Raw genomic sequence first — 25,068 nt, forward strand, 5'->3', positions numbered from 1 at the left:
TCAGCGGTCCGCCTTTCGCCGTCGTCGTCTTCGATCGGGGAACCCGGCCCCGTGGCCGAGCCGGACCAACCCGAGCAGGGCCCCCAGGGTCCGGGGGGAGGTCCGGAACGACTGCGGGGTCACGGGGGGCCGCAGCCACTGCCGGGCGGTCGCGCGGGTGTGGGTGAACTCGCGCAGCCCCTCGGGACCGTGCACCCGCCCGAACCCCGACGCGCCGGTCCCGCCGAACGGCAGGCCGGGAACCCCGGCGAACCCGAGGACCGAGTTCACGGAGACCATGCCGACCCGCAGCCCCGCCGCGAGGGCCGGGCCCCGGGACCGGGAGAAGACGGCCGCGCCCAGCCCGTACGGGCCGGAGTTGGCCCGCTCGACGGCCTCGGCCGCGGTCGCGACCCGGTTGACGACCAGGACCGGGCCGAAGGTCTCCCGGGTCATCACGAGCGCGTCCTCGGGCACGTCGGTGAGCACGATCGGGGCGACCAGGGAGCTGTCCACGGCCTCGGGCCCCCCGAGCAGGGCCCGCCCGCCCCGCCGGAGCGCGTCACGGACGTGCTCCAGCACCACCTCGGGCTGGGCGGACGTGGCCATCGGGCCGAGGTGCGCGTCCGGGCCCGTGCCGACGCGCAGGCCGGCCGCGTGCGCGACGACCTCGGCGAGGAACCGGTCCGCGACCGCCTCGTGGACGTAGACCCGTTCGACGCCCACGCAGGTCTGGCCGGCGTTGGCGAGGCCGCCCCAGACCACGGCCTCCGCGACGGCCGCCGGATCGACGTCCCGGTCCACGATCACCGCGTCCTTCCCGCCGCATTCGAGGACCACGGGGGTGAGGGTCTCGGCGCAGGCGGCCATCACGCGCCGGCCGGTCTCCGTGGACCCGGTGAACGCGATCTTGTCCACGCCGGAGCGGCACAACGCCGCGCCGGTGTCCCCGTCCCCGTGGACGATCCGCAGCGCGTCCCGCGCCCCGGTGGCCTCCGCGAAGGCGTCGACCAGCCAGGAGCCGACGGCCGGAGCGTGCTCGCTGGGCTTGAGGACCACGGTGTTGCCGGCGGCGAGGGCCGCGGCCACGGGCCCGATCGGGATGAACGCGGGATGGTTCCAGGGGCCGATCACCCCGACCACGCCCAGCGGGAGGTGCTCGACGGCGGCCGTGTGGTGGAACATCAGGGGGCCGGGCGCCACCGGGCGGCGCCGGAGCACGCGCCCGGCGTTGCGGGCCGCCCACCGCAGGTGGGTGGCGACGAGCAGCACCTCCAGGCGGGCGTCGGAGGTGGTCTTCCCGGTCTCGGCGGAGATCAGCTCCACCAGTTCGCGGGACCGGCGCAGGATCAGCCGGCGCCAGGCGTCCAGGCGCGCGGCCCGGCCCCGGTGCCCGAGGGCGACCCAGGCCGGGGCCGCGGCGCGCGCGGCGGCCACCCGCGCCGCCACCTCCTCGGCCCGGTGCAGCGGGTAGCTCCCGAGCACCCGGCCGTCGCGGGGGGCGGTGGAGACGAACGTGGCCGGGGAACCCGCGCTCACACCGTCACCGCCGCGTCGGGCTCCGTGCGCGGACGGGTGCCCGGCCGCTCCCGGGGGTGCAGGGTGACCAGGACGCGGTTCATCGGCCGCAGCGAGATCGCCGTGTCCCCGTAGCGGAGGAAGTCGCCCGGGACCAGGCTCAGCCGGAACCGCTGGGTGATCATCGCCATGGCGATCCGCAGCTCCAACAGGGCCATGAAGTTCCCGATGCACATGCGGGCGCCCGCGCCGAAGGGGAAGTAGGTCATGCGGGGCCGCTCCCGCACCCGCTCGGGGTCGAAGCGGTGCGGGTCGAATGCCTCGGGGTTGTCCCAGTAGCGGGGGTTGCGGTGCGAGACCAGCGGGGAGAGCAGGACGGAGGACCCGCCGGGTATGTGGTGCCCGGCCAACTCGTCGTCCCCGACCGCGTCGCGCGGGTAGATCCAGATCGGCGGGTACAGGCGCAGGCTCTCGTCGATCACCTGCCGGGTGTAGGGCAGCGCCTCCAGGTCCTCCGGGTCCGGTTCGCGGCCGCTCAGGACACGGGTCAGCTCGTCGTCCATCTCCTCCTGGACGGAAGGGTTGTTGGCCACCGACAGCAGGCTCCACAACAGGCCCACCGCGGTGGTCTCGTGGCCGGCCAGGTAGATGGTGAGGACCTCGTCCCGGACCTCCCGGTCCGTCCAGCGCTCCCCGGTGACGGGGTCGGTGGCGGCCTCGATCAGCTCCATCAGCCGGCCCTCGCCGGTCTCCGCGTGGTGCCCGCGGATGTCCTCGACCAGGCGGCCGAAGATCCGGCGGTCCCGGGCGATGCCCCGATTGCGCCGGGTCGGCACCCAGGACGGCAACATCTCGGAGACCGTCCCGTGCTTGAACATCACCTCCACCACGTTGTCCACCACGTCCTTCAGGACGGGGGTGGACGGGCGGATGTCGTAGCCGAACAGGGAACGGCTCAGGGTCACCAGGGTCAGCCGGAGCGTCTCGGCGACCAGGTCCACGGGCTCGCCCCGCCGGGCCTTGCCCTCCCACTCGTCGAGCATCTCGCGGGTGGCCTCCACCACGTAGGGGGCGACCGCGTTCACGGCCTTGCGGAGGAACACAGGCTGGACGGCCCGCCGGTGGGACTTCCAGAAGTCGCCGTCCGTGGTGAGCAACCCGTCACCCATGACGATCTTGAACTGGTCGTACAGGACCCCGCGGACGTAGTTCCCGCTGTTCTCCTTCAGGACGCGGCCCACGGCGTCGGGGGCCGAGACCAGGTAGACGGACTGCGGGCCGAGCGTGATCCGGCTGATCTCGCCGTGGTCGCGCTGGGTGCGCAACAGGAACTCGGCGGTGGACTTCTTCCACTGCGGCAGGCTTCCCAACAGGGGCAGCCCGCGGGGGCCCGGTACGGTCCGGGACGCGGGGCGGGACGGGCTCGTGATCATGGGGAGGGTCACCTCGGGGTGGACGGGATTCGGGGTCGGCGGCGCCGGACGGCCGGCGGGCCCGGTCACGGCACCGGGAACTGCCGGCGGACGAAGGCGTGGTCGAAGACGGAGTCCGGGACCAGCCGGCGCAGCGTCACGGTGGAGGCGGCCAGGACCCCGACGGGATACCTGGCCCGGGGCCGCCGGGCCAGGGCCGCCCGCGCGATGGTCTGCGCCACCCGCTCCGGGGTGAGGGCGAACCGGGCCGCGAGGGTGCGCGCGGTGCCCTCGTACAGCGCCCCGTAGTAGGCGGCCGTGCGCTCGTGGAAGCGGTGGTAGGGAGAGGTGGGGTCGCCGGTGGGGAGGTGATCGAGGAAGGTCCGGCCCCACGGGGTGTGCACGGGCCCCGGTTCGACGACGGCCACCCGGACGCCGAAACCGGCGGTCTCCAGGCGCAGCGCGTCGCTCAGCGCCTCCAGGGCGTGCTTGGTGGCGGCGTAGTACCCGCCGCCCGGCGCCACGTACCGCCCGAAGATGGACGACACGTTGACGACCGTGCCCCGCCCGCGCGCCCGCATCCCGGGAAGCACGAGCCGGGTGAGCCGCACCACCCCGAAGACGTTCGTCTCGAACTGGTCGCGAACCCGCTCCAGCGAGGTCTCCTCGAAGGTCCCCGAGAGCCCGTACCCGGCGTTGTTGACGAGCACGTCGACACCGCCGTGGCGCGCGTTCGCGGCCGCGACGGCCGCCTCGGCCGAGGCGGCCTCGGTGACGTCCAGGGCCAGCGTGGTCATGCCGAGCGCGGCCAGGTCCGCGAGGGTCCGCGGGTCCCGGGCCGTGGCCACGACCCGCGCCCCCTCCTGGTGCAACCGGAGCGCGGTCGCCCGGCCGATGCCGGAGGAGCACCCCGTGATCAGGCAGACGGGCCCGGTGCTCACCCGAACACCCCGAGCTGCCGGGCGAGGTCCATGCCGTCCATGGAGAACCAGCTCTCCACGATCTTGCCGTCCACGAAGTGGTCGATGACGATGCCCCAGATCTCGAAGGGGCGGCCGGACGCCGGGATGCCGTGGTAGTCCGCGCCGGTGTGGCTGCCCCGGGCGGTGAACCGCTGCACGACGCGATCGCCGTCCTCGATCCACTCGTCGACGGTGACGTGCAGGTCGGGGAAGGAGTCGCGCTGGATCCGGACCCACTCCCGCAGGTGCTCGACGCCCTCGAAGCCCTCGGCGACGGTGCCGTGGCTGATGTGTTCGGGGATGGCCTTGGCGTACACGGCGTCCAGGTCGCCCTTGTTCAGGCACTCCTCGTAGTAGTGCTCCAGCAGCCGACGGTGGGCGCTGATCGCGGCCCGGTTCGCGGACGTGTCCGGGGTCGCGGCCGGGGTCGTGGTCGGGTTCGTGCTCTCGGTCATGATCGCCTCCTGGCGGTGTCGGACGGGGTGCGGACGGATCGGTCACCGGAATCGGCGCCGTCGCGGGGGAGAGGGGGATGGGTGGGGGAGAGGGCGAGGGGATGGGCGTCGCGATGGACCACCGCCACCGGCGCGCCGTCGGCGGCGTCCGTGATCCGCCACACGCCCAGTGCGGTGTCCCCGGTGACGCGGGTGCGCCGGGGTGCGCCGCCGTACAGCTCGACGCGGTGCAGGATCAGCGGGTCGGGAGTGGCGGCGATCCCCGGCAGCCGGGAGGTGACCGCGCGCACCACGTTCTCGATCTCCGCCACGGGCACGGCGCACGCAGGCGGGGCGGGCACCGCCCACAGGTCGGCGGGCCGGCAGCGGGTCACCTCGGCGGCCATCCGCCCCCCGGACTCCACCCGCCAGGGGGCCTGGGGGACGGCCAACCCGCGCCAGGCGAGCAGCGGGACCCCGGTGAGCAGGACCCCCTCCCGCGCCGGACCCGGAGCCCCCGGCGGCGGGGCGGGCGGCCCGTCCGGTTCCGGACGCCGGCCGTAGCGCAGCCGCATCCGGGCCCGGACCGGCTCGCCCGCCGGACCCGCCGCGGGCCCGTCGACCGGTTCGAAGGCGACCAGCACCGTCCACCGGTCCCCGTCCTCCTCGAACCGCACGTCCCGGCGCAGCCGCACCGATCCCCCGGGGCCCGCGGCCAACAAGGACCACGGCACGGACAACCCCTCGATCGCGAGCAGCGACCGGGGCACCGCGTCCGTCGTCGGCAACACCCACTCGGCCCCCCGCACGGCGCTCTCCAGCAGCACGCCGACCGGGACGGCCGGCGCGCCGCCGACCGTGAAGTCCCCGACCGCCGGGCTGGTCCCCGGGTCGAACGAGATCCGGGACACCAGGCGCCGCTGGGGCCGGTACCGCTCGGGGACCCCGAGGTGGAAGATCTTGGGGAGCACCGAGGCGTGGCCCGGCAGCGCCTCGGTCAGCGGATGCCCGACCGCCTGGGAAGGACTCAGGGCCGGCCCGAGCGGCCCCACGAACGAGACCTCCCCGGACGTGCCCGCCCCCAACTCGGCCATCCAGTGGTCGAGGCCCTCGGCCACGTCCATCGCGGCCATGTACCGCAGGCTCGCCTCGAAGTTCGCGATCAGCCCCAGCCGCGCCCAGGTGGGCCAGGCCAAGGTCATCACCGGGAACCGGGCCCGCCGCCGGGCCCAGCAACCCAGCCGCGCCAGGCACTCGTTGGCCGCCGCGTAGTCGAACTGCCCGACCATCCCGCCCAACCTGCCGGTCAGCGAGCCGACCGTGCAGAACACCTTCAGGTCCAGGTCCCGGACCGCGCGGAACAGGTGCCCGAACGCGTCGACCTTCGTGGCCACCACGGCGAGGACGTCGGCGTCGGACTTCCCCGGCAGCCGGGTCGGCCGGTCCAGGCCCGCGTTGTGGACGACGCCCGTCAGCCCGGGCAGATCGGCGACCAGCCGGCCGACCTGCTCCGGATCGGTGACGTCGCAACGCCGGTACTCCACCCGGGCGCCCGAGGCCGCGGCCTCCCGCAGCGCCCCGACCGTCTCCCAGGTCTGTTCGGCGCGGGCGATGTCCGCCCGGATCGCCGCCACCGACCGGCCCGGCCCCCGTCCGCCCCACAGGGCGGCGGTCCGGGCCGCCAGCGCGCGCGGGGTGTGGGCCGCCCACTCCTCCTCGGGGGGCAGCTCCGCGCGGCCGGTCACGATGACACGGGCCCCCGAGACGGCCGCCAACCGACGGGCCAGGGCCATGCCGATGCCGCGCCCCCCACCACTGATCAGCACCGTGTCCGAGGCGTCCCAACGGATCTCGGCCGGGCCGGGCGCGACCGCCTCAGGCCGCAGGGTCCAGCGCCCGTCGTCCCGGTGCCCGATCTCGATGAGCCCCGACGTGGCCAGTTCCCGCGCCACGATCTCGGGCAGCTCGTCGAGCCCACCGAGCGGGACGTCGACCACCCGCGCCTCGCACGCGGGCAGTTCCCGGTGGAGGGTCTTGGCGAGCCCGGCCCACAGCCCGCCCAGGGGCTGCGCCACGTCGTCCTCGGGATGCCGGCCCATGCCGCCCCCGAGGTAGGTCACCGCCAGGTACCGCAGCCGCCCGGCCCGCTCCTCCTCGCTCCACGCGCCGTGGCAGCGCCGCAGCACCTCGAAGGTCCGCAGCAGCGGCTCCCGCCACGCCCCCGGGGTCTCCGGATCGTAGGGTTCGGCCATCGTCAGGTCCACGATGGTGTCGGGGACCTCCGCCCCCGGTTCGTCCTCGACCCGCGCGCCCAGCTCCCGCAGCCGGTCCCGGACCCGCCGCGCGAGCCCGGGGGCGCCGCCGAGGACCACGGCCCTCCGGCCGTCCAGACGCCCCGGCCCGGAGGCCGGCGCGGCCGGCGAGAGCCGCCAGAGCACCCGGCGCACCGGAGCGGCGCCGGACTCCGGGGCCGCCGTGTCCGGCGACTTCCGGCGCGGCGACGGCGGTGCCTCCACGCTCACCGGACCTCCCCGGCGCCGCTCGTGGCCGCGGCCTCCAGCACGACCCCGCGGTCCGGATCGAGCCATCCGATCACCACCGCGTCCACCCCCTTCATCTGGGCGACGACCCGGCCGTTCCCGGTCACGGCCACGAACCGGTTCTCCTGCGTGTCGGCCTCCGCGCCCGCCGCGTCCGGCGCGGGCCGGAACCCGGGACGGGCCACGTGCAGGTCCAGGACGCCGTGGGCCCGGGTCAGATCGAGGTCGTTGCCCGTCTCGTACAGGTCGATCCGGCGGATCGACAGCGGGGCGGCGATCGGCACGAGACCGTCGACGGGCGCGAGCACCCCCGTCCGCGCCATCGCGTCGAGCAGCAGGGTGGGCATCAGGAACTCCCTCCAGGGGCCTTCGGACAGGGGACCTGCCCGGAACACCGAGCGGGCCCCGTCGGGGTGGTGGGCGGTGTCACCGGTGACCCGGAACGGGCCGGACAGCACCACCGGCGCGGTCGGGACGTGGTACGGGTCGGGCACGGGCACCTCGCCCTCCCGGTCCCGGGCCGGCCAGCTCGGCGCCGTCGGGTACCCCTCGCCGACCAGGACGCGGGCCGTGAAGTGGGCCCGGTCCGAGACGAGGGTGACCCCGCCCGGGGACACCACGTCGTGGGTGATCTCCACCGCCACCGTCGTGAGCCCGTCCACCCGACGCTCCACCCGGGCGGTCACGCGCTTCGGGGAGGGCGGGGCGCCCTCCCGGACCTGGAGGAAGCGCAGGAACCGGAGGTCCTCGAAGGCCACCACCGTGCCACCGGGCACGAGGGCGAGCGCGGCCTCCGCCGCCATCTCGGTCACGAAGGTGCCTGGCAGGGTCGGCACCCCGCGCACCAGGTGGTGGCGCAGGTAGCCGTCGGTGTCCAGGTCCATGACGCACTCGAAACGGACGGCCCGGCCGACGGCGGGGTCCGCCCCGCCGGGGCCCGGCTCCGGGGCGGGCAGTTCCCGACGGAGGTAGAACCGTCCCCGGTCCGCGCCGAGGAAGCCCGGGTGGAACCGTCCGACGGTGGACCGTTCGGCGTCCCCCATGTGCACGGACAGCGGCGCCCGCGCGGCGGCGTCCAACTCCGCCTCGAAGTGCCGGATGCCCTCCGCGACCGACATGTGGCTGTAGGAACCGGCCCGCTTGAAGTACTCCCGGGTCAGCTCGTTCGCCCCCATCCCGACCTCGTCCCACAGGGTCCAGCCGATGACGAACTCGTCGGTGCCCGTCGTGGCCGCCGCGTAGGCCGCGGCCGTGGACAGGTAGTCGTTGCCGGAGGCGTAGTCGGCCTCGCCCCGCTGCCCGAAATAGCCGAGCAGGGAACCGAAGTCGCACCACAGCCGGGGCGGACGCCCCGCGAAGGCCCGGTGCAGATTCCGGTGCGCGTCCACCTTGAGGTCACGGATCCGCCGGAACTCCGCCAGGTCCTTGTCGCGGATCAGCGCCGACCGGTTCAGTCCGGGCGCGTTGACGAGCAGATCGACGTGTCCCCGCAGGGCCAGCACCTCGTCCACCACCGCCCGCACCGAGGCTTCGTCGCGGGCGTCGCAGGTGTGGTAGGTGACGCTCTCCACCGCGCCCGCCGCCCGCATGCGGTCCAGATTGCGGCGCGCGGCCCGGGCGTCGACCATCCGGTCGAACCGCCGGCTGATCTCCGCGACGCTGCCGTCACCCGCCCGCAGCCGCTCCGAGATGAACGCCGGTCTGCGGGCGGCGAACTCCTCGTCGGTGCCGGTGAACACCTCCGCCGGGTACGAGTCGATCGGGTTGCTGCCCAGGACGTGCAGCCGGCCGCCCCGCCGGGCGGCGAGGGAGACCAACAGCTCCGCCGTGATGCCCCGGGCCCCGCCCAGGGCCACGACCACGGGATTGGGGCCGAGGGCCCCGGGCCCGCCCGGAGACTCGGCGCCCGAGCCGTCCGGGGCCGGACGTTCGGCCAGCGCGGGCACCAGCCGGCGGGTCCCGTCGTGGTGGACCACGGGGAACGTCCGCCGGGCGCCGCGCTCCGCGGCGACGAGCCGGGCCGCCTCGTCGGCGTCGGCGGTGGCCGCGACCAGCGCGAGGCACCGGGCGTCGGCCAACTCCAGGGCCACGCACTTGGCGAGCCCCGTGAACAGGCCCGCCAAGGGGTGGACCACACCCCCGGGCTCGGCCCCGAGCAGGGCGAAGACCACCGAGCCCCCCGGCACGTCCAACTCCTCGAAGCACTCCTGCAGGACCAGGAACGCCACGTCGTGCAGGGTGGTGACCGGCCCGACGCCGGCGGTCAACGCGGTCGCGGCCGGGGTGGTCGCGGAGAGGTCGGTGACGATCACCAGGTCCCGGACCGGCCCGGACCGGGACGCCAGCGCGGCGCGCACGGACTCCGCGTCGGCCGCCACGGCCCGGACACCGGCCGGCGGGACGCCGTCGGTCCGCGTGCTCAGGACGGTCGTCCCCGAGGCGTCCCGGCACCAGCGCAGGGCCGTCTCCGGGGAGTCCGTGAGGACCAGGGCCCCGTCCGGGACGGCCGCGCGACCCGGCGGCGCCGGCTCGATCGGCTCCGGACGCAGCACCGGCACGTACCGGCGGACCAGGTCCGCGGCGCCCTCCGGGACCTCGGCACGCTCCGGGACCTCGGCGCGCTCCCGGGAGAGGGTGACGACCAGACCGGTCGAGCCGCCGCCCGTCTCCGCGCACCGCAGCTCGGTCGGTCCGGTGCCCAACCGGAGGGCTCGGAGCACCTCGGCCCCGCCGGCCGCCCCCAGGTACCGGCCGAAGGCCCCGCCGGGCCCGCAGTCCACGACCTCGGCGCCGGGCGTCGGCCCGCCGTCCACGGGCAGCTCGTCGATCCAGCCCAACACCTCCAGACCGGCCTCACGGGCCTTCGTCTCGGTGGTCAGGGCGAACAGGAACGCGCCCTCGGCCGGTTCGGGCCGGTCGGCCCCGAAGACCTCCGACAGCAACGGCCCGTACTCGGGCAGGCTGTTGCCGTTGATCCCACCCGCCAGGACCAGGTCGAGTTCGCCGGCGCGCAGGTAGCGGGCCGCGGTCGTCAGCGCCGACAGCGCCGAGGCCAGGCCGACGTCCACCGTGATGTTGGGCCCGCGCAGGTCGAAGTAGTTGGCCACCCGGGCCGAGATGACGTTGGGCATCATGCCCGGGAAGGAGTCCTCGGTGGACGGCGGGACGAGGGAGCGGACCCGGGAGCGCAGGGCCGCCAGGACCGGGTCGAGCCCCGGGTGCGCGGCGGCCTCGGGATCGGCCCGCAGGGCCCGCTCCATGTCGTCCAGGTAGCAACGCGCCGCGTACAGCATCGCGGAGCGGGTCGGGCCCATGTGGCCGACGACCACCCCGGTGCGGGTGGCGTGCTCCTGCCAGAACTCGGGCAGCCGGTCGCGCAGGGCGTGCGCGCACTGGAGGATCATCAACTGGCAGCGGTCGATGGTCCGTACGGTCGCGGGAGGCATCCGGACCTGGTGGAACGGCGGCGCCGGGTAGGTGTCGCCGAAGCCGGCGGGCACCTCACGGTCGCCGGACAGCCAGGAGTCCACGTCCGCGTCTTCGTCGACGGCCGGCAGCTTGGCGGACCAGCCCACCACCGCCACGCGCTCGCCCGCGGCCCGCGGGGCACTCGCGCCCGCCGCCCCCGTCTCGACCTTCGTCTCGGCCTGCGCCTTCTCCTTCTCCTTCTTCGTCTCCACCTCGGCCTCGGCCTCCGCCTCGGTCAGGATCAGGTGGGCGTTGGTCCCGCCGAACCCGAACCCGGAGATCGCCGCCGTCCGCCGGGTCCCGGGGGCCGGCGTCCACGGCCGCGGGGACCCGGAGATCTCCAGCCCCGTCGACTCCATGTCGAAGGCGTCGGGCGCCCGGGTGAACCGGTACTGGCCCGGGATCACCTCGTGCCGCAACGCGAGCACCGACTCGATCAGCGACACCACACCCGCCGCCCAACCGGTGTGCCCGATCAGCGACTTGTTGGAGGTGACGGGCGCGGCCCGGTCCACGCCGTAGTACCGGCGCAGCGTGGTGAACTCCGCCAGATCGCCCGCCGGGGTACCCGTCGCGTGCGCGTTGACCCAGTCCACATCACCCCCGGAGAGGCCCCCGGCCGCCAGCGCGCGTTCCACGGCCAGGCTCTGACCGGCGGAGCTGGGAGCGTAGATCGCCTTGCCCTTGCCGTCGGAGGAGGAACCGAAGGCGCGCAGGACCCCCAGGACCCGGTCGCCGTCGGCCCGCGCCCGGCTCAGCCGCTTGAGCACCACGACCCCCGCCCCGTCGGCGAAGATCACACCGTCGGCCTCCGCGTCCAGGGAGTGCACCCGGCCCCGCCGGGAGAGCCCCTTCAACTTGGAGAACAGCACGGTCCCGCGCGGCGCCAGGGCGAAGGCCCCGCCGCAGACGGCGATGTCCTGCCGGCCCGAGAGCAGCCCCTTGACGCCGATGTCGATGGCGTACAGGGAGGAGGAGCAGGCGGTGTCCACCATCTGCACCTCGGTGCCACCGGGCAGCACCCCGGCCATGGCCTCGTGGCCGACCTGGTGCGGGAGGAAACGCGGCGCCGCGCCGGCGCCCCGCCGGTAGCGGCCCGACAGCACCCGGTCCATGGTCCCCAGCAGCCGCCCGGGATCGGTGATGCCCAGGTCCTCGGCGGCCCGCGCGGCGAGGTGCCGGGAGGCGGCCAGGACGCCGGCCTCCTCCAGGTGCTGGCTGCCGTCCGCGGTGTAGCCGACGTGGAAGGAGTAACGGTCCCGGGGACGCCGGCGCACCCCGTCCATGGCCTGCACCAGCGAGTGGCGCAACCACAGGGTGGTCAGCTCGGTGTCGTCGGGATGCGCGGAGAGCCCCTCCAGGGCCCCCGGCTCCGGGACGAAATCGGTGATGAACACGCAGGAGTCCTGATAGGACTTGTCCTCGGCGGACGCATCGGGGGAGGAGAACCCGGAGCGCTCCCAACGGTCCTCCGGCACCTCCCGGAACAGCTCCCGGCCCTCGGTCCGCAGCCGCCAGTACTCCTCCGGGCCGTTCGCCCCACTGACGGCCAGCCCCATGCCGACGATCGCGATCTCGTCCCCGTCGTACTCGTCCCCGACCGGCTCCACGTCCGCGACCACCGGCTCCGGCTCCGGCTCCGCGTCCGCGACCACGGGCTCCGCGTCCGCGACCACGGGCTCCGCGTCCGTGTCGACCGCCGTGCGCGCCGGGGCCAGAAGGGTGGCGCCCAGACTCAGCCCGCCGTCCGCCAGCAGGGTCTGACCGGTCATCCACGAGGAGCGCTCGCACGCGAGGAAGGCCACCACCTCGGCGAACTCCTCCGCGGTGCCCAACCGGCCGAGCGGGGTGGCCCCCACGATGGCCTCCCGCATCGCCGGGGCCTCGGGAAACGCGTCGGCGACCGGACTGACGAGCATGGCGGCCGAGGCCGTGTTCACCCGGATCCCCAACGGCGCGAACTCGACGGCCAGGTGCCGGGTCACGGCCTCCACCGCCGCCTTCGCCGGCGCGCACGCCAAGTAGTTCGCCATCACGAGGTGCGCGCTGCCCAGCGCCGACAGGTTGACGATGGACCCGCCGCCGGAGCGCGCCATCAGCCGGGCCGCCGCCCGGGAACAGCGCAGCGTCCCCTTCAGGTTGGTGTTCAGCGCCCGGTCCACGTGCTCGTCGGTGAGCTCCGCCCAGGGGACCAGCGCCCCGTCGGCGGCGTTGTTGACGAGGACGTCGAGCCGCCCGAAGCGCTCCTCGATCTCGGCGAACATCCGCTCGACCTGTTCGGGACGGGCCACCGAGGCCCGCAACAGATCGGCCCGCGCGCCCCGCTCCCGCAACTCCTCGACGGTGCGCTTGGCCTCCTCGTGGGAGTGGAAGTAGTTGACGAGCACGTGCGCGCCCCTGTCCGCGAGGGCCAGTGAGATCGCCTTGCCGACGTTCTTCGCCCCGCCCGTCACCAGCGCCGTGCGGCCCTCCAGGTCCCGCCGGCCGCTCACGCGGCGACCCGGTCGAGGCCGGTGCGCGCCAGCTCGGAGTCCAGCAGGTCCACGATCCGGTCGAGGGTGTCGTACTCGGCGAGCTTGAACTCGGTGGGAGCCGGCAGACCGAACCGCCGCGAGGCCCGCGTCAGCAACTCGACCTGCTTGACGGAGTCCACGCCCAGCTCCGCCTCCAGCAGCGCCTCCGGGGTGAACACGTCCTCCGGGTACTCCAGGGCACTGGCGTAGAGCGTCCGGACCTCGGCCAGCAGCTCCTCCCGGTCCCACCGGGAGGCCGGCTCGACCGCCCCGCCCGAGGGCGCGTCGGCCGCCGGCCCGGTCGCCGTCGCAGTGTCGGCCCCGGCCGGGGAGCCGATCGCGCGGAACTCCCCCGCCAACCCGCTCACCAGCGCCAGCACCTCGCCGCCCCGGGCCGACCAGAACTCCTCGAACTCCGCGTCCGTCAGGGTTGGCGCGAGGACACCCCGCAGCGAGGGAGCCGCGAGCCCCTCGGCGGCGCCGAGCTCGCGCAGCCGCTCCAGGGAGCCGTCCAGGGCGAGGGCGCCGTCCTTGGCGGTCAGCAGCGTCGCCAGGGTCAGCAGCCCGTCCGCCTCCCCGACCGCCTTGCGCACCGAGCCGATCAGCGTGCCCCGCCCACCGCACTCGACGAACAGGCGCTCACCGCCGGCGTGCAGCTCCCGCACCGCGCCGGCGAAGTCCACCGGCCGCGTGAAGTGCGCGGCCAACAGCTCGGCGAGGTCGTCCTCCGGGCGGTACCGGCGCCCGAGGATCGGCGAGTACACCGGGACGGCGGGCGCGGAGACCGGCAGCCCCCGCACGAATTCCGCGAACTCCTCCGCGCACCCGGCCAGCGCCGGGTGGTGGAAGGCGAACGGCGCGTCGAGGTCGATCACGCCGATGCCCAGCCCGGCCCCGACCGCCCGGACCTCGATCATCGCGGACCGCGGACCGCTCAGCACGGTCTGCGCCTCGTGGTTGACGGCGGCCACCACGAGCCGGGGATCGTCCAGCAGCCCGATCAGGTGGGCGCAACGCCCGGCCGACGCGGTGACGGCCACCATCGCCCCGTCGCGGATCCCGGCGCCGGCGACGGCCTCGGTCCGACGGAGCACGATCCGCGCCCCGTCCTCGACGCCGAAGGACCCGGCCGCGACCAGCGCGGTGATCTCACCGAGGCTGTGCCCGACGAGGACGGAAGGGGTCACACCGGCCTCCCGCAGCACCCGGTGCGCGGCCAGCCCGGAGGCGTAGACGGCGAGTTGGGAGACCCACGGCGCCTCCCGCAGGAGGGCGGCCGAGTCCAGGGGACCGGAGCCGAAGAGGACGTCGGTCAGCTTGTGGTCGAACGCGTCGACGGCGACGGCGTCGACCGCGTCGAGGATCCCGGCGACCTCCGCGTACCGGGTGCGGGCCGCGTGCAGCGCGGGGCCGTCGTAGCCGCCTTGGCCCGGGAAGAGCAGCACGGGGCGGGTGGTGGTCTCCGTCGTGTTCATCGGTGCTCCTTGTGCGTACGGGATGGGCGTGTCCGGTCGGTCCGGCCCGGTACGGGGCTGCTCAGCAACAGGCGCCCCATGGGCCCCAGTCGCGCGGCCACCGCACGGTCCACGAGGGCCCCGGGGGCCCCGGGTGCGGCGTCCAGCAGCAGGCGCAGGGCCCGGATGGACAGCGGCAGGCGCCGGTCGTCGTTCAGGTAGTCGAAGAGGTCGCGGAAGGAGGCGCGGGTGTAGAACTCGGCGGGCGGCACCGCCGTGGAGAAGACGCCGACCATGCCCCGCGCGTGGCGTTGGCTGCGGGCCATGGCCTCGATGAGGGCCCGCTCCTCCGGCGAATGGGGGGCGATGCGGGCGTAGTCCCGCGTGTAGTCGTGGTGATCGGACAGCAGGGCGTCCCGGCGGATCCCGTAGGCGGCCAGGGCCCGGGCCTGCGGCACCCGACCGGCGAGGGCGGAGTCGACCTGTTCGGCGAGGAGTTCCGCCGACCGCAGGGCGAAGGTGATGCCCGAGGCGGTGATGGGATCCCGGGTCGCCCCGGCGTCGCCGACCAGCGCCCAGCCGGGACCGTGCGAGGTCCGGAGGAAATTGGGGACCGCCCCGGTGAGCCAACGGCCCGCCCGGCGGGTGTCGCGCAGTCGGGCCGACAGGTCCGGATCGACCGTGGCGAAGGCGTCCACGACCAGGCGGTCGATCTCCTCGTCGGCCGCGCCCGAGGGGAAGCCGGCGGTCGGCCGGGCCACCCCGACGATGGACAGACCGTCGTGGGTGGGCCAGGTGAAGGGATGCACCCCGGACCCTCGATAGGTACGGACCAGGGAATCCTGCGGCAACCCCTCCCAATAAGTCCAGTGGCTTTTTCCGAGCACCGGATGATCCCGATATGAGACCGCCCCGACGAGGGCGGCGACACGGGAATTCTTCCCGTCGGCACCGATGACCAGGCTCGCCTTTTCGGTGAAAGTCCGCCCACCCTTCAGCGAACCCGCGACGCCGACGACCCGACCGTCATCGTCACGGAGAAGTTCTTGTACGTTCGTTCCCTCACGCAACTCCGCGCCCGCCTCGACGGCGGTCAGCACCATCGCGTGGTCGAGCTCCGCCCGCGGGGGCGAGAGTGCGTACCCGACCCCGTCCACCTCGGGGAGCTCGGCTTCCAGGGAAACCGGGCCGCTCCGGAGCCCGTATCGGGTGATCCGGGGGACGTTCATGCCGGCGAGCCGGTCGAGCACCCCCAGGCGGCGCAATGCCGCGACGCCCGCCGGGTGGATCAGATTCGTCTCGGAAGCCGTTGCGCTGGGGAATCGAGCCCGGTCCACCAGCAGTACCCGATATCCCGCGCGGGCCAACAGACAGGCGACCCCGGACCCGGAAATGCGGGCCCCCACGACTATCACGTCGTACATATCAATCCCCTCTCGATGAGGACTCGAGGAGATTAGGCACGGGATCGAACGGCCGACAATTGGTTTCCTGGACTATGTCATTTGACCGGAGAAAGTGACGAAGTCGCGGAGCGGCGTGACGAAGTTTCCGGGCGTCCTTGTCCGACGCCCGAACAACCCGCAGGGTGTTGCCATGACTGAGCACTACGACGTCGTCGTCCTCGGCGCCGGCCCCGGCGGCTACACCGCCGCGGTCCGTTCCGCGCAACTCGGGTTCTCGACCGCGGTCATCGAGGAGAAGTACTGGGGCGGGGTGTGCCTCAACGTGGGCTGCATCCCCTCCAAGGCGCTGCTGCGCAACGCGGAACTGGCGCACATCATCACCGAGCAGGCCGAGACCTACGGGATCCGATCGGACTCCCCCGTCTCCCTGGACTTCGGCGCCGCCTTCAAGCGCAGCCGCAAGGTGGCCGACGGCCGGGTCGCCGGCGTCCACTACCTCATGCGCAAGAACAAGATCACCGAGATCGACGGCCGGGGCACCTTCACCGACGCCCACACCCTCCGGGTGTCCACCCCCGACGGCCCCGACCGCACGATCACCTTCGGACACTGCGTCATCGCCGCGGGCGCCACCACCAAGCTGCTGCCCGGCACGAGCCTCAGCGACCGGGTCGTCACCTACGAGGAGCAGATCCTCACCGAGGACCTCCCCGGGAGCATCGTCATCGCCGGCGCCGGCGCCATCGGCGTCGAGTTCGCCTACGTCCTGCACAACTACGGGGTCAAGGTGACCATCGTCGAGTTCGCGGACCGGGTGGTGCCCGCCGAGGACGCCGACGTCTCGAAGGAACTCGCCAAGCGCTACCGCAAGCTCGGCATCGAGATCCTCACCTCCACCCGGGTCGATTCGATCGACGACTCCGACCCGTCCCGACCCGTGCGCGTCACCGTCGAGCGCGGCGGCGAGCGCACGGTGCTGGAGACGGACAAGGTCCTCCAGGCCGTCGGCTTCGCCCCCCGGACCACCGGATACGGCCTGGACACGACCGGTGTCCGTCTCACCGACCGGGGCGCCGTGGAGGTCGACGGCCGGGGGCGTACCTCCGTGCCGCACATCTTCGCGATCGGCGACGTCACCGGCCTGCTGATGCTCGCGCACGCGGCCGAGACGATGGCCATCGTGGCGCTGGAGACCATCGCCGAGGTGGAGACGATGGAGATCGACTTCCGCATGATCCCCCGCGCCACCTACTGTCAGCCGCAGATCGCGAGCTTCGGCCACACGGAGGCCCAGGCCCGCGAGGCCGGCTTCGACGTGCGCGTGGCGACCTTCCCGTTCACCGCCAACGGCAAGGCCCACGGCCTGGGCGAGCCCGGCGGATTCGTGAAGGTGATCAGCGACGCCCGCCACGGGGAACTGCTCGGGGCCCACATGATCGGCCCGGAAGTGACCGAACTCCTCCCCGAGTTGACCCTGGCCCAGCAGTGGGACCTCACCGTGCACGAGGTCGCCCGCAACGTGCACGCCCACCCGACCCTGGGCGAGGCGGTCAAGGAAGCGGTGCACGGACTCGCCGGCCACATGATCAACATGTAGGGAAGGGGCCCGACGTGAGCACGGACAGCAGAACGCGAGAGCATCCACCCGCCCCGGCCCCCGACCCACACCCGTGGCTGACCCCCGTCCTGCCCTTCCTCGGCGTCTGGACCGGAACGGGCGAGGGCCACTACCCCACCCTGGACGAGGGCTTCGCCTTCGAACAGGAGATGACCTTCGAGCACGACGGCCGCCCGTTCCTCCACTACGAGGCCCGGGCCTGGCTCGTCGACCCCGACGGCGGCCGACGCCCCTCCGGACGCGAGAACGGTTGGATCCGGGTCGGACCCGACGGCTACACGGAAGCCCTGATCGGCCAGCCCACCGGCATCGCCGAGATCCACACCGGCCGCGTCGCCGGCGGCGTCCTGCGCCTCACCAGCACCCAGGTCATGGGCACCCCCCTGGCCAAGGAGGTGACCGAGGCCCGGCGCGAGTACGCCATCGACCCCGACGGCCGACTCCGCCACACCACGGACCTGGCAGCCGTGGGCCACCCCCTCACCCGCCACCTCACCACCACCCTGCACCACCCCCAAACCCCCCCACCCTGACCCACCCACCGCCGAGGACCGACACGCGCGAGCACCCGCAACCGTTCTCGCGCTCAGCCCACAGGCACCGGCACAGCAGCCCGGTGAGCACCCGATGTGTCGTGCTGTGCAGTCAAGTCGGCGGACAGGGTGGCCCCGGTCGGCCGTGATACGCGATGACTCGGAGCCCGACCGAGGGCCCCCGGTGGGCCTGGGCGGAGTGCGCCGTTCCCGTGTCCCGCTCCGATTCGCCCGTGCATCATGAACACCTCGGATACCGGCAGCGGCGGGGTAAGGGGCATGGCAGACGACATGACATCGAGTTCGGACGGTACGGGGCGCACACCCCCACCCCCACCGCCGCCGCCGCACGCCCCGCCGGCGGGGCCCACGGGCCCGGCCGCGGGACCCGGGCGCCGACTGGGTGAGGTGGCCGCACTGGTCTCGGCCCTGGCCGCCGTTCTGGGCGTGGTGCTCGGATTCTTCGGCCTGCCGGCGGTGTTCAACTCCCCGACAGCCAGGACAGGGGCTCCGGTGGTGGTCCCGACGGTCACCGTCACGGTCACCGCGCCGGCGCCCGGTCCTCCGATCGGCTCGGGCGCCCCGTCCGATTCCCCAAAGCCCCCCGCTCCCAGTGCTCCGGTCTTCACACCGCCGGCCGGGCCCACGGTTTCCTTGGTGGGGCTGGCTCCGATCGAGACGAGTTTCGACTCCTTCTCGACCGGACCGAAGAAGGTGAACCTGGAGGAGTATCCGACCACCCTCAGCTCCTTGTGCGCCGAGAGCACATGGCAGCTGGACCGCAAGTACGAGTCCTTCGTCGCGCGCATCGGGGCGACGGACGACGCTGGCTCCCGCATGAACTTCACCTTCGAGGTCGCGGTGGACGGCAAATCCGTCGAGGTGGGCAAGAAGCGCGCCGGGGAGACGGTGACGCCGGTGACCGTGGATGTCCGCGGAGCCTACCGGCTGACGCTGAAGGCCGGAGACTGCTACGCCAGTACGTCCTCCGGCGCCGGAGTCTGGATCGACCCGGTCCTGACACCGAAGGCGTAGCCCCCTGCGGACACCCCTCCGATCCCCGGGAGGACGCCCACGCGGCACGGATGCTTCCGCCGGATGGGGGCGGAAGCCGCGTGGGCATCCGTCGGCATCCCCGACGACCGACCGGCCCTGGCGCTCGGGCGGGCGGTTGCCCAAGGTGAAGCGGAAAGTGGGCCGAGGCGAGGCCCGTGGCGGGTCGGACGATCCAGGGGGAGGAGATCGGGGTATCGACCCCCGAGGAGCAGGCGCAGGCACCGGGACAGGCGTTCGAGGAGGCGGCCAAGGAGGCCGCCGAGGCGGCGAAGGCGGCCGTGAAGGCGTTCAGGCTGTGTATGGCCATGGCCGACACGACGCACCGCAAGGCCGTCGAGGAAAGGGAACGGGCTGGCGCGGAAGAGCCCGACGGCGATGGGCCGGACGACGAGGCGGATCGGGCGGCAGTGCGGAGGAAGGTCCGCGAGGTGCTGCCGGAGGGCCTGACGGACGCGTTGCTCTCGGACGCGGATTGGCCGACGACGGCCGGGCAACTCGTCGAGCTCGGGCGGTCTGGTGTGGACGTGGACGCGCTGCTGCCGAGGCTCGGCGACATCGCCGTGAGCGTCCGCACCCAGGTCCCCGACCACCTCCGCGAGGAAGCTGACGGCCGGGGCGCGGCGGCGGGGGAGTGGTGGACGAGCACGGTCCGGGAGGCGATGCCGGCCGGCCCGGTGCGCGAGGCGATCCTGTCCTCGCCGCAGTGGCCGGACATCACGGCGGCCATGTCCCGGCTCCGGGAGCAGGGTGCCGACGTCAAGCAGGTCCTGGCCGCCGCCTACGAGGAGGCCGCCGGCGTCGCCCGCGCGTCGTCCTCGGGCGAGATCGTGTCGCCGAGCGAGGACGCCCGCCGCGCCTGGGGACCCCTCACGCAGGGCCTCGACGTCCCCAAGGGGACCTCGACCTCGGCGACCGTGCCCGCGCCCTGCGGCAACTCGCGATAGGCCCGGCGGAGAACAGCCGGTTCGAGGAGATGGCCCGCCGGGCCCTGCCGGGGGCGGAGGGGCACGCGGATACGTTGGTGAACTCCCGGTACTGGCCGCGCGGATGGCCCGGGTCGAGGACAGGGGACAACCGCTCGCCGCGCACCTGGAGCACCTGCCGAAGGACTCCACCTGGCAGCACGACCGGGGGAGGACCGAGCAGCGCCTCGTGCGGGCGGCGGTCGGGGCGTTGACCACGCCTGCCGGGGCACGGCCGGCCGCGACGCCGAGGGTGAGCGGGGACGCGGCCAGGTCGATCTCCTCGGGCCCTGCCAGAGCCCGCCGTAAGCGCGCGGGCACCACACCCCGGACCGAGGCGGCCGCGCCGGCACACCGTCAGACCGAAGCGCCGAAGAGGCCGGGGCGCACCCGCTGACCACCACCTCCGGCGAACGTCCGGCCGGTGACCGGGGGGTGTGCCGCGAACCGACGATCGGTCCGCGACACACCCCTCTCTTCTCGGGGCCGGCGCGCCGCGTCGCCGGTGTCAGAGACCCACGTGGTAGATGTCGCCGGACCCGCCACGCGCCCAGAACAGCAGGTCGCCGACCTCGTAGTTGTTCTTCGACACGGGATGGTCCGAGGTGGTGCGGTACTGCTCACCGGCCGTGCGGGGGAGTTTGACGGTCGGGTGGAAGGCATAGCCGGTCAGGCCCGAGCAGTCGAAGCCCACGGTCGTGGCCGCCACGCACACCCCGTTCAGATAGCCGGACCCCCCGTCGCAGAAGCCCCGGGAGGGCCCGTTGGGACCCCCACCACCCCACGAGTACGGGGTGCCCAGCACGCCCATGGCCTTGCGCACGGCCTCGGCCCGACTGCCCCGCCCACCCACGCCGGCGGCGGCGTCCTCGAACATCGTGATGTTGGCGCGGATCTCCTTGACGTAGCCGTACGTCTCGCCGCCCGCGAAACTCTCCGGCGGCACGCCCCGGTAGCGGCGGACGGCGTCCCACCCAGCGTTAACTGACTGGCCGGCAGGGCCGGCGACATCTCGGGATGCTGCGGGCAGGACGCGGACGATTTCAGAAGCCATGGCCGAATTTCGTCGGGCACCCTTTCAGCCCGCCATCCCCGGCCCTGCCGAATCCGAACGCGTTGTTGCTGATCCCGATCACGACGATTCCCAGCACGACCAAGGGCGCCAAGAGTGTGAGGCAGAGCGCCCTGAAAATCACCTTCATGAAGAATCCCCCCGCGACAACTCTTTTTCCTGCACTGTCCGTTCTGCGCGTTCCGAGCTGTCTGGTCACGAACCGTTGATCACGGTTGGATTCCTTCCTTAAGGGGTGCTCGCGTTTGTGGATCACGCCCGCGTAAGCTCTGGATCAGGGTCCGTGCCGGGCGTCCTTCGCTCGGCAAACGCTGCGCTGTGCGTCCGGGGGGGGGATGCGGTCTGCGGGCGGGGACTCGTGCGAGACTTACAGGGTGGGGGCGATGATCGTGAAGGGTACAGCCGTCGCCGGCAGGCCAATCCAGCGATATCCATTCGGACTCTGTCCGAAAATCACCCACGCTTCCCGAGGGAATGCCGGCATTCTCGTCCGGTTGTAGAGGGGCACCCTGACCTCGGGGTCGACCCGCACGAAAACCCCACCCAGCTTTGTCGGGGCATCGGGTTACTCTCGCCGTCGCGAACCGCCGCGACGGTTCGAATCCACGGAACGGGGGGAGTTTCGTCATGCCCACACGCCTGTTGACGTCGGCGTCGAATGTCGGCAAGAAGCTTGAGCAACGCGAAATCGCGTTGATTCCCCTGAACGGACACGGCATTGCAGTGGCGACCGTGAAGGCGATGATCAGCGTGGGCGAGGACGCCCCACCGGTCCGGGTCCTGGCCGCCGACGAACCCGTCCCCGACGGCGCCGTCCCCGTCCTGATCACCGACACCACCGTCTACGGCATGACCCGCGTCGCCGAGACCCTCCTGGAGTGGAAGGCCCCCGCGCCCCCCTGGCTCGTCCTGGTCGCCGACGCCCCCACCCGCCCCGCCCAGCACGCCCGCTACCTGATCCGCGCCCTGGCAGAACGCCTGATCGGCGTCGCGAAGGTGCCCTACCTCCCCGTCCTGCGCGTGGTCCGGAGCCCGCGAGAGGCCCTGGAGTACAAGGACGTCCAGCGCGCCGCCGAGAACCTGCGCCGCGAACTCCTCGAAAGGAAGAACCGACCGATGGCCCTGGAACGCCTGGCCGTGCCCGCCCAGCTCCTCGCGGACTCCGTCCTCGCGAAGAAGGAGGGCGACCTGATTCCCCCGGCGAGCCCGACGAAGATCCCGGAGATGGAGAGCGTCGTCAAGAACATCTTCGGGTGGGGGCTGTGGCTGCTGGTCCTGGCCGGTGCCGGTGGCGTCGCCTTCGGCGTCTACAAGCCGGCCGTGTCCGACAAGTCCCGCGGCGGCGGCGGTTCGGAGCCCTTCAAGTGGATGGGCGGTGGACTCTTCGCGATCCTGATCTCCAGCCCCCTGATCGCCATCCTCAACGCCGTGGCGAGCTGACGACATGGCGAACAAAAGGGGGGCGAAAGGCTCGAAAACCTTGTGGGCAGCGGGCGCCGCGGTCGTGACGGTTCTCGTGCTCACGGCCTACTCGATCACCAGTGGCGACGACGACAACGAACGGACCCCGCCGTCCGCCGCGACCCCCGGGGTGACGGCGCCCACCCCGCCGGCCTCGCCGGCGCCTTCCTACTCCCGACCCCGCGAGTGGACCGAACCGCAGCGGTGGACCGCGCTGCCGCCGGGATCCCGCACCGACGACCACAAGAACCCGGTGGGCTTCCCCAGGACCACCGAGGGCGCCGTGGCGTCGATGCTGCCGCCCAACTCCAGCCGCATCGAGGGAACACGATCGGCGCGGGTCGAGCAGCGCGAGCACTTCGAGTCCTATATGGAGAAGGCGTACCGGACTCCGGAGAACCTGCGGAAGACCGAGGAACAGGCCGCGGCGCTCGACAGGGACCTGGCCAAGGAGATGGGTGTGGCCCAAGGATCCCCGCTGCCGCCGGGAGCCTACGTCCATGCGACCGTCGTCGGCTACAAGATCATCAAGCAGTCGGACACCGAGGTCAGCGCGTGGTTGTTGTCGCGGGTCGTGCAGAAGAACGGCGAGTTGGAGCAGGAGGTCGCGTCCTACCGGCTCACCATCTCGGGCGCGCGGTGGGAGTCGGACGACTGGAAGATCGGCCTGATGACAACCGCCGAAGCCACCCAGGCCGTCGAAGGACGAGCCGAACCGCCGATCGTGGCCGTGGGGGACAAAGCATTCAACGACGGTGGATGGACCGCGATCCGGAGCGCATCGTGAAACGCCGCTTCGTGGCCGTCCTGCTGGTGTTGGCAGCGCTGTTCGGGATCTCGGTGGCCACACCGCCGCCCGCGCGGGCGGCGGACGGCATCTTCGGCAACATCGTCGAGAGGACGTGCAAGGTCGGCTCGGTGATGAACTGGGCGACGCTGAGCTTGTTCAGCGGCGGGTTTCCAAGGTCAGGATGGTTTTGGCGATCTTGGTCATGGCAGTGGGGCGGCAGCGTGCTTTGCCGAGGATCCGCCAGGTCTTGATGCCGGCGATGCTTCTCTCGACTGGTCATCGCAGCCTGGAGTGGGCCCCGGTTGACGGACTTCTGTTTGAGGGAGAGTTCCTTGCGGGGGCGGCGTTTGTGGGGGACGGCGACGATATCGCCGGCGCCTTGTTAGGCGCGGTCGGCCATGACCGGGATGCCGAGTCGGACGCAGGTGGTGATGACGCGGTACCGCCGGGCGGACGTCAGGTCGTGGGTCCGGCCGGGCAGGGAGGGGGAGATCCAGAGCAGTCGCCCGTCGGGACCGGAGACCACCTGTAGGTCACTCCGTGCCGCTGGTGCTTGCCGGAGTAGTCGGCCCGTCCGTCACCGGTCCGGGCGCATTCGACGGAGGGTCCCATCGAGCAGTACATGTCGGGCGGAGGCCGGTGGCAGGGCAGCGGTCAGCCCCGGAGCACGGCGGGAGAGGTGGCCGATGACCGTGTGGACGTAGGCGTGGGCGGTGGCCGAGCTGATGCCGAACGCGGCCGCGATCTGCCGCAGCATCTCGTTTTCCGCAGGTACGTCAGTGCGACGATCGCGTGCTGGGACGGAGGAAGCTTGCAGCGACGGTCACCCTCGCGGGCGACGATGAGCATGGTCACCCACTCGACCAGGGCGTGAGGCAGGTCGAGCACGGCACGATACGCAAGCCACGAGGCCCCCGGGTTGCAGAGCAGCGGACGTCAGACATCCCGCTCGACAACCCGAGGGCCTCACTCGTTGCGTCAGATCGCGGCGTCACCCGACCAGAGACCACTCTGAACAAGCTCACGGTACCCACCAACCCAACCCCCGCGCCCAGACACGTGGTCCACGCGGTATGCCGCCTCGCCCTCGCCGCCTCCGAGCGCCGCACCCGGATTCTCGACCGTGCGGGGCACAAGTCGATCGCTCGTCGGCTGCGACCGCGAGATCCTCCCCGACCGGCACAGCGCCGTTGACGTCCCGCGAGGGGAGGGGACTTCACACACGCCGCGGCCCCGGGCCCGGAGCCGTCTCCGGCCCGGGCCGACGCAGGTGGGGGCGGCTGCTCGGACACGGCGTGTTTCCCGGCCCCGGGCGGCTTTGCCGGTGGGCCCTTGGACTCACTCCGGGCTGCGGCTGTTCCCGCCCGGATCCCGGATCCCGGACTCGGCGCTGCGGTGTGCGAGAGCGAGGCCCGTGCGGATCCGGGTACAGGGCGCGGATCAGGGACTCGGGGGCGATCCTCCCGCCGTAGGCGTCCGCTCCCTGTGCGGGCCGTCCACCCGTAGTCCGTCATGGTGCCGTCGTACAGCAGAGTGAAGCCCTGTACCCGCGCCCACTGCTCGAAGGTGTCGCGCGGAAAGGCGCTCTCGCGGTGGACGAGGGGCGCGAACTCGGCCGGCGTGAGGCGCAGGCCGCAGGGCCCGGCCCAACTCGGTCCCGTCGCCCTGCCAGGCGCGCAGCAGCGTGAGCGCGGTGCCCTTGCCGGCGCCGGGCGGGCCGGCGGTCAGCAGCACCGCGCCCCCCGCGGGGCAGGCCTGCGCAGGCGGCCTTCGTCTCCTCCGGGATGCCCTGGTGCATTCGCATCCGGCCCGCCGACCACGCGCCGCCGGCGGTGCGCAGCCCACGAGTGTCGACGGGGCCCATCGCAAGGTCACCGGCGGCGAAGCGAT

17 protein-coding genes and 1 pseudogene are annotated in these 25,068 nt (G+C 73.1%); 7 read left to right on the forward strand and 11 right to left on the reverse strand.

Going from position 1 to position 25,068, the window contains the following annotated elements; all coding sequences use genetic code 11:
* The 8 genes from ACN20G_RS36590 to ACN20G_RS36625 form a co-directional block, all read right to left on the reverse strand.
* The gene (locus ACN20G_RS36590; RefSeq protein WP_424217685.1) at positions 1-1,518 is read right to left on the reverse strand and encodes an aldehyde dehydrogenase family protein; all 1,518 of its coding nucleotides are present in this window, start codon (positions 1,516-1,518) and stop codon (positions 1-3) included.
* Complete coding sequence (locus tag ACN20G_RS36595; RefSeq protein WP_424217686.1) at positions 1,515-2,930, reverse strand: cytochrome P450; 1,416 nt, start codon at positions 2,928-2,930, stop codon at positions 1,515-1,517. Before ACN20G_RS36595 ends, ACN20G_RS36590 begins: the two co-directional genes overlap by 4 nt.
* A 65-nt stretch (positions 2,931-2,995) precedes the next feature.
* Complete coding sequence (locus tag ACN20G_RS36600) at positions 2,996-3,850, reverse strand: SDR family NAD(P)-dependent oxidoreductase (protein WP_424217687.1); 855 nt, start codon at positions 3,848-3,850, stop codon at positions 2,996-2,998.
* The gene (locus ACN20G_RS36605) at positions 3,847-4,326 is read right to left on the reverse strand and encodes an ester cyclase (protein ID WP_424217688.1); all 480 of its coding nucleotides are present in this window, start codon (positions 4,324-4,326) and stop codon (positions 3,847-3,849) included. The genes ACN20G_RS36600 and ACN20G_RS36605 overlap by 4 nt, the downstream gene beginning before the upstream one ends.
* Positions 4,323-6,827, reverse strand: a complete 2,505-nt coding sequence (locus tag ACN20G_RS36610) for a KR domain-containing protein (protein ID WP_424217689.1) — start codon at positions 6,825-6,827, stop codon at positions 4,323-4,325. The genes ACN20G_RS36605 and ACN20G_RS36610 overlap by 4 nt, the downstream gene beginning before the upstream one ends.
* Positions 6,824-12,805 carry an SDR family oxidoreductase gene (locus ACN20G_RS36615; protein ID WP_424217690.1) on the reverse strand — a complete coding sequence of 1,994 codons (5,982 nt, stop codon included), beginning with the start codon at positions 12,803-12,805 and terminating at the stop codon, positions 6,824-6,826. Before ACN20G_RS36615 ends, ACN20G_RS36610 begins: the two co-directional genes overlap by 4 nt.
* Positions 12,802-14,301 (reverse strand): acyltransferase domain-containing protein, encoded by a 1,500-nt coding sequence (locus ACN20G_RS36620; RefSeq protein ID WP_424217691.1) that lies wholly within the window; start codon positions 14,299-14,301, stop codon positions 12,802-12,804. The genes ACN20G_RS36615 and ACN20G_RS36620 overlap by 4 nt, the downstream gene beginning before the upstream one ends.
* On the reverse strand, positions 14,298-15,704 hold the full coding sequence (locus ACN20G_RS36625) for an FAD-dependent monooxygenase (protein WP_424217692.1): 1,407 nt from the start codon (positions 15,702-15,704) through the stop codon (positions 14,298-14,300). The genes ACN20G_RS36620 and ACN20G_RS36625 overlap by 4 nt, the downstream gene beginning before the upstream one ends.
* Positions 15,705-15,876: 172 nt before the next feature.
* On the opposite strand from ACN20G_RS36625, the gene lpdA reads away from it, so the two are divergent.
* From lpdA to ACN20G_RS36645, 4 genes are all read left to right on the forward strand, one after another.
* A complete protein-coding gene (lpdA, locus tag ACN20G_RS36630; RefSeq protein WP_424217693.1) occupies positions 15,877-17,283 on the forward strand; it encodes a dihydrolipoyl dehydrogenase in 1,407 nt (468 codons plus the stop codon).
* 14 nt (positions 17,284-17,297) lie between these two features.
* Positions 17,298-17,837 carry an FABP family protein gene (locus tag ACN20G_RS36635; RefSeq protein WP_424217694.1) on the forward strand — a complete coding sequence of 180 codons (540 nt, stop codon included), beginning with the start codon at positions 17,298-17,300 and terminating at the stop codon, positions 17,835-17,837.
* 408 nt (positions 17,838-18,245) lie between these two features.
* A complete protein-coding gene (locus ACN20G_RS36640) occupies positions 18,246-18,872 on the forward strand; it encodes an NPCBM/NEW2 domain-containing protein (protein WP_424217695.1) in 627 nt (208 codons plus the stop codon).
* Positions 18,873-19,048: 176 nt separating this feature from the next.
* Positions 19,049-19,837: a hypothetical protein gene (locus ACN20G_RS36645; RefSeq protein WP_424217696.1), complete on the forward strand. Its 789-nt coding sequence runs from the start codon at positions 19,049-19,051 to the stop codon at positions 19,835-19,837.
* A 526-nt stretch (positions 19,838-20,363) separates the two neighbouring features.
* Here the strand turns inward: ACN20G_RS36645 and ACN20G_RS36650 are convergent.
* Positions 20,364-20,909 carry a C40 family peptidase gene (locus ACN20G_RS36650; protein ID WP_424217697.1) on the reverse strand — a complete coding sequence of 182 codons (546 nt, stop codon included), beginning with the start codon at positions 20,907-20,909 and terminating at the stop codon, positions 20,364-20,366.
* On the reverse strand, positions 20,899-21,126 hold the full coding sequence (locus ACN20G_RS36655; RefSeq protein WP_424217698.1) for a hypothetical protein: 228 nt from the start codon (positions 21,124-21,126) through the stop codon (positions 20,899-20,901). Before ACN20G_RS36655 ends, ACN20G_RS36650 begins: the two co-directional genes overlap by 11 nt.
* Positions 21,127-21,650: 524 nt before the next feature.
* On the opposite strand from ACN20G_RS36655, the gene ACN20G_RS36660 reads away from it, so the two are divergent.
* The 3 genes from ACN20G_RS36660 (at position 21,651) to ACN20G_RS36670 (ending at position 23,429) form a co-directional block, all read left to right on the forward strand.
* Positions 21,651-22,367 carry a hypothetical protein gene (locus ACN20G_RS36660; protein WP_424217699.1) on the forward strand — a complete coding sequence of 239 codons (717 nt, stop codon included), beginning with the start codon at positions 21,651-21,653 and terminating at the stop codon, positions 22,365-22,367.
* A gap of 64 nt (positions 22,368-22,431) precedes the next feature.
* Complete coding sequence (locus ACN20G_RS36665; RefSeq protein WP_424217700.1) at positions 22,432-23,175, forward strand: hypothetical protein; 744 nt, start codon at positions 22,432-22,434, stop codon at positions 23,173-23,175.
* Positions 23,148-23,429 (forward strand): hypothetical protein, encoded by a 282-nt coding sequence (locus tag ACN20G_RS36670; RefSeq protein WP_424217719.1) that lies wholly within the window; start codon positions 23,148-23,150, stop codon positions 23,427-23,429. Before ACN20G_RS36665 ends, ACN20G_RS36670 begins: the two co-directional genes overlap by 28 nt.
* Here ACN20G_RS36670 and ACN20G_RS36675 read toward each other — a convergent pair.
* A pseudogene (locus ACN20G_RS36675) lies at positions 23,335-24,027 on the reverse strand (transposase family protein). The gene ACN20G_RS36670 and the pseudogene ACN20G_RS36675 sit on opposite strands and share 95 nt — an antisense overlap.
* Positions 24,028-25,068: the final 1,041 nt, after the last annotated feature.

It is taken from the genome of Streptomyces dryopteridis (assembly GCF_049606955.1).
GTDB lineage: Bacteria > Actinomycetota > Actinomycetes > Streptomycetales > Streptomycetaceae > Streptomyces.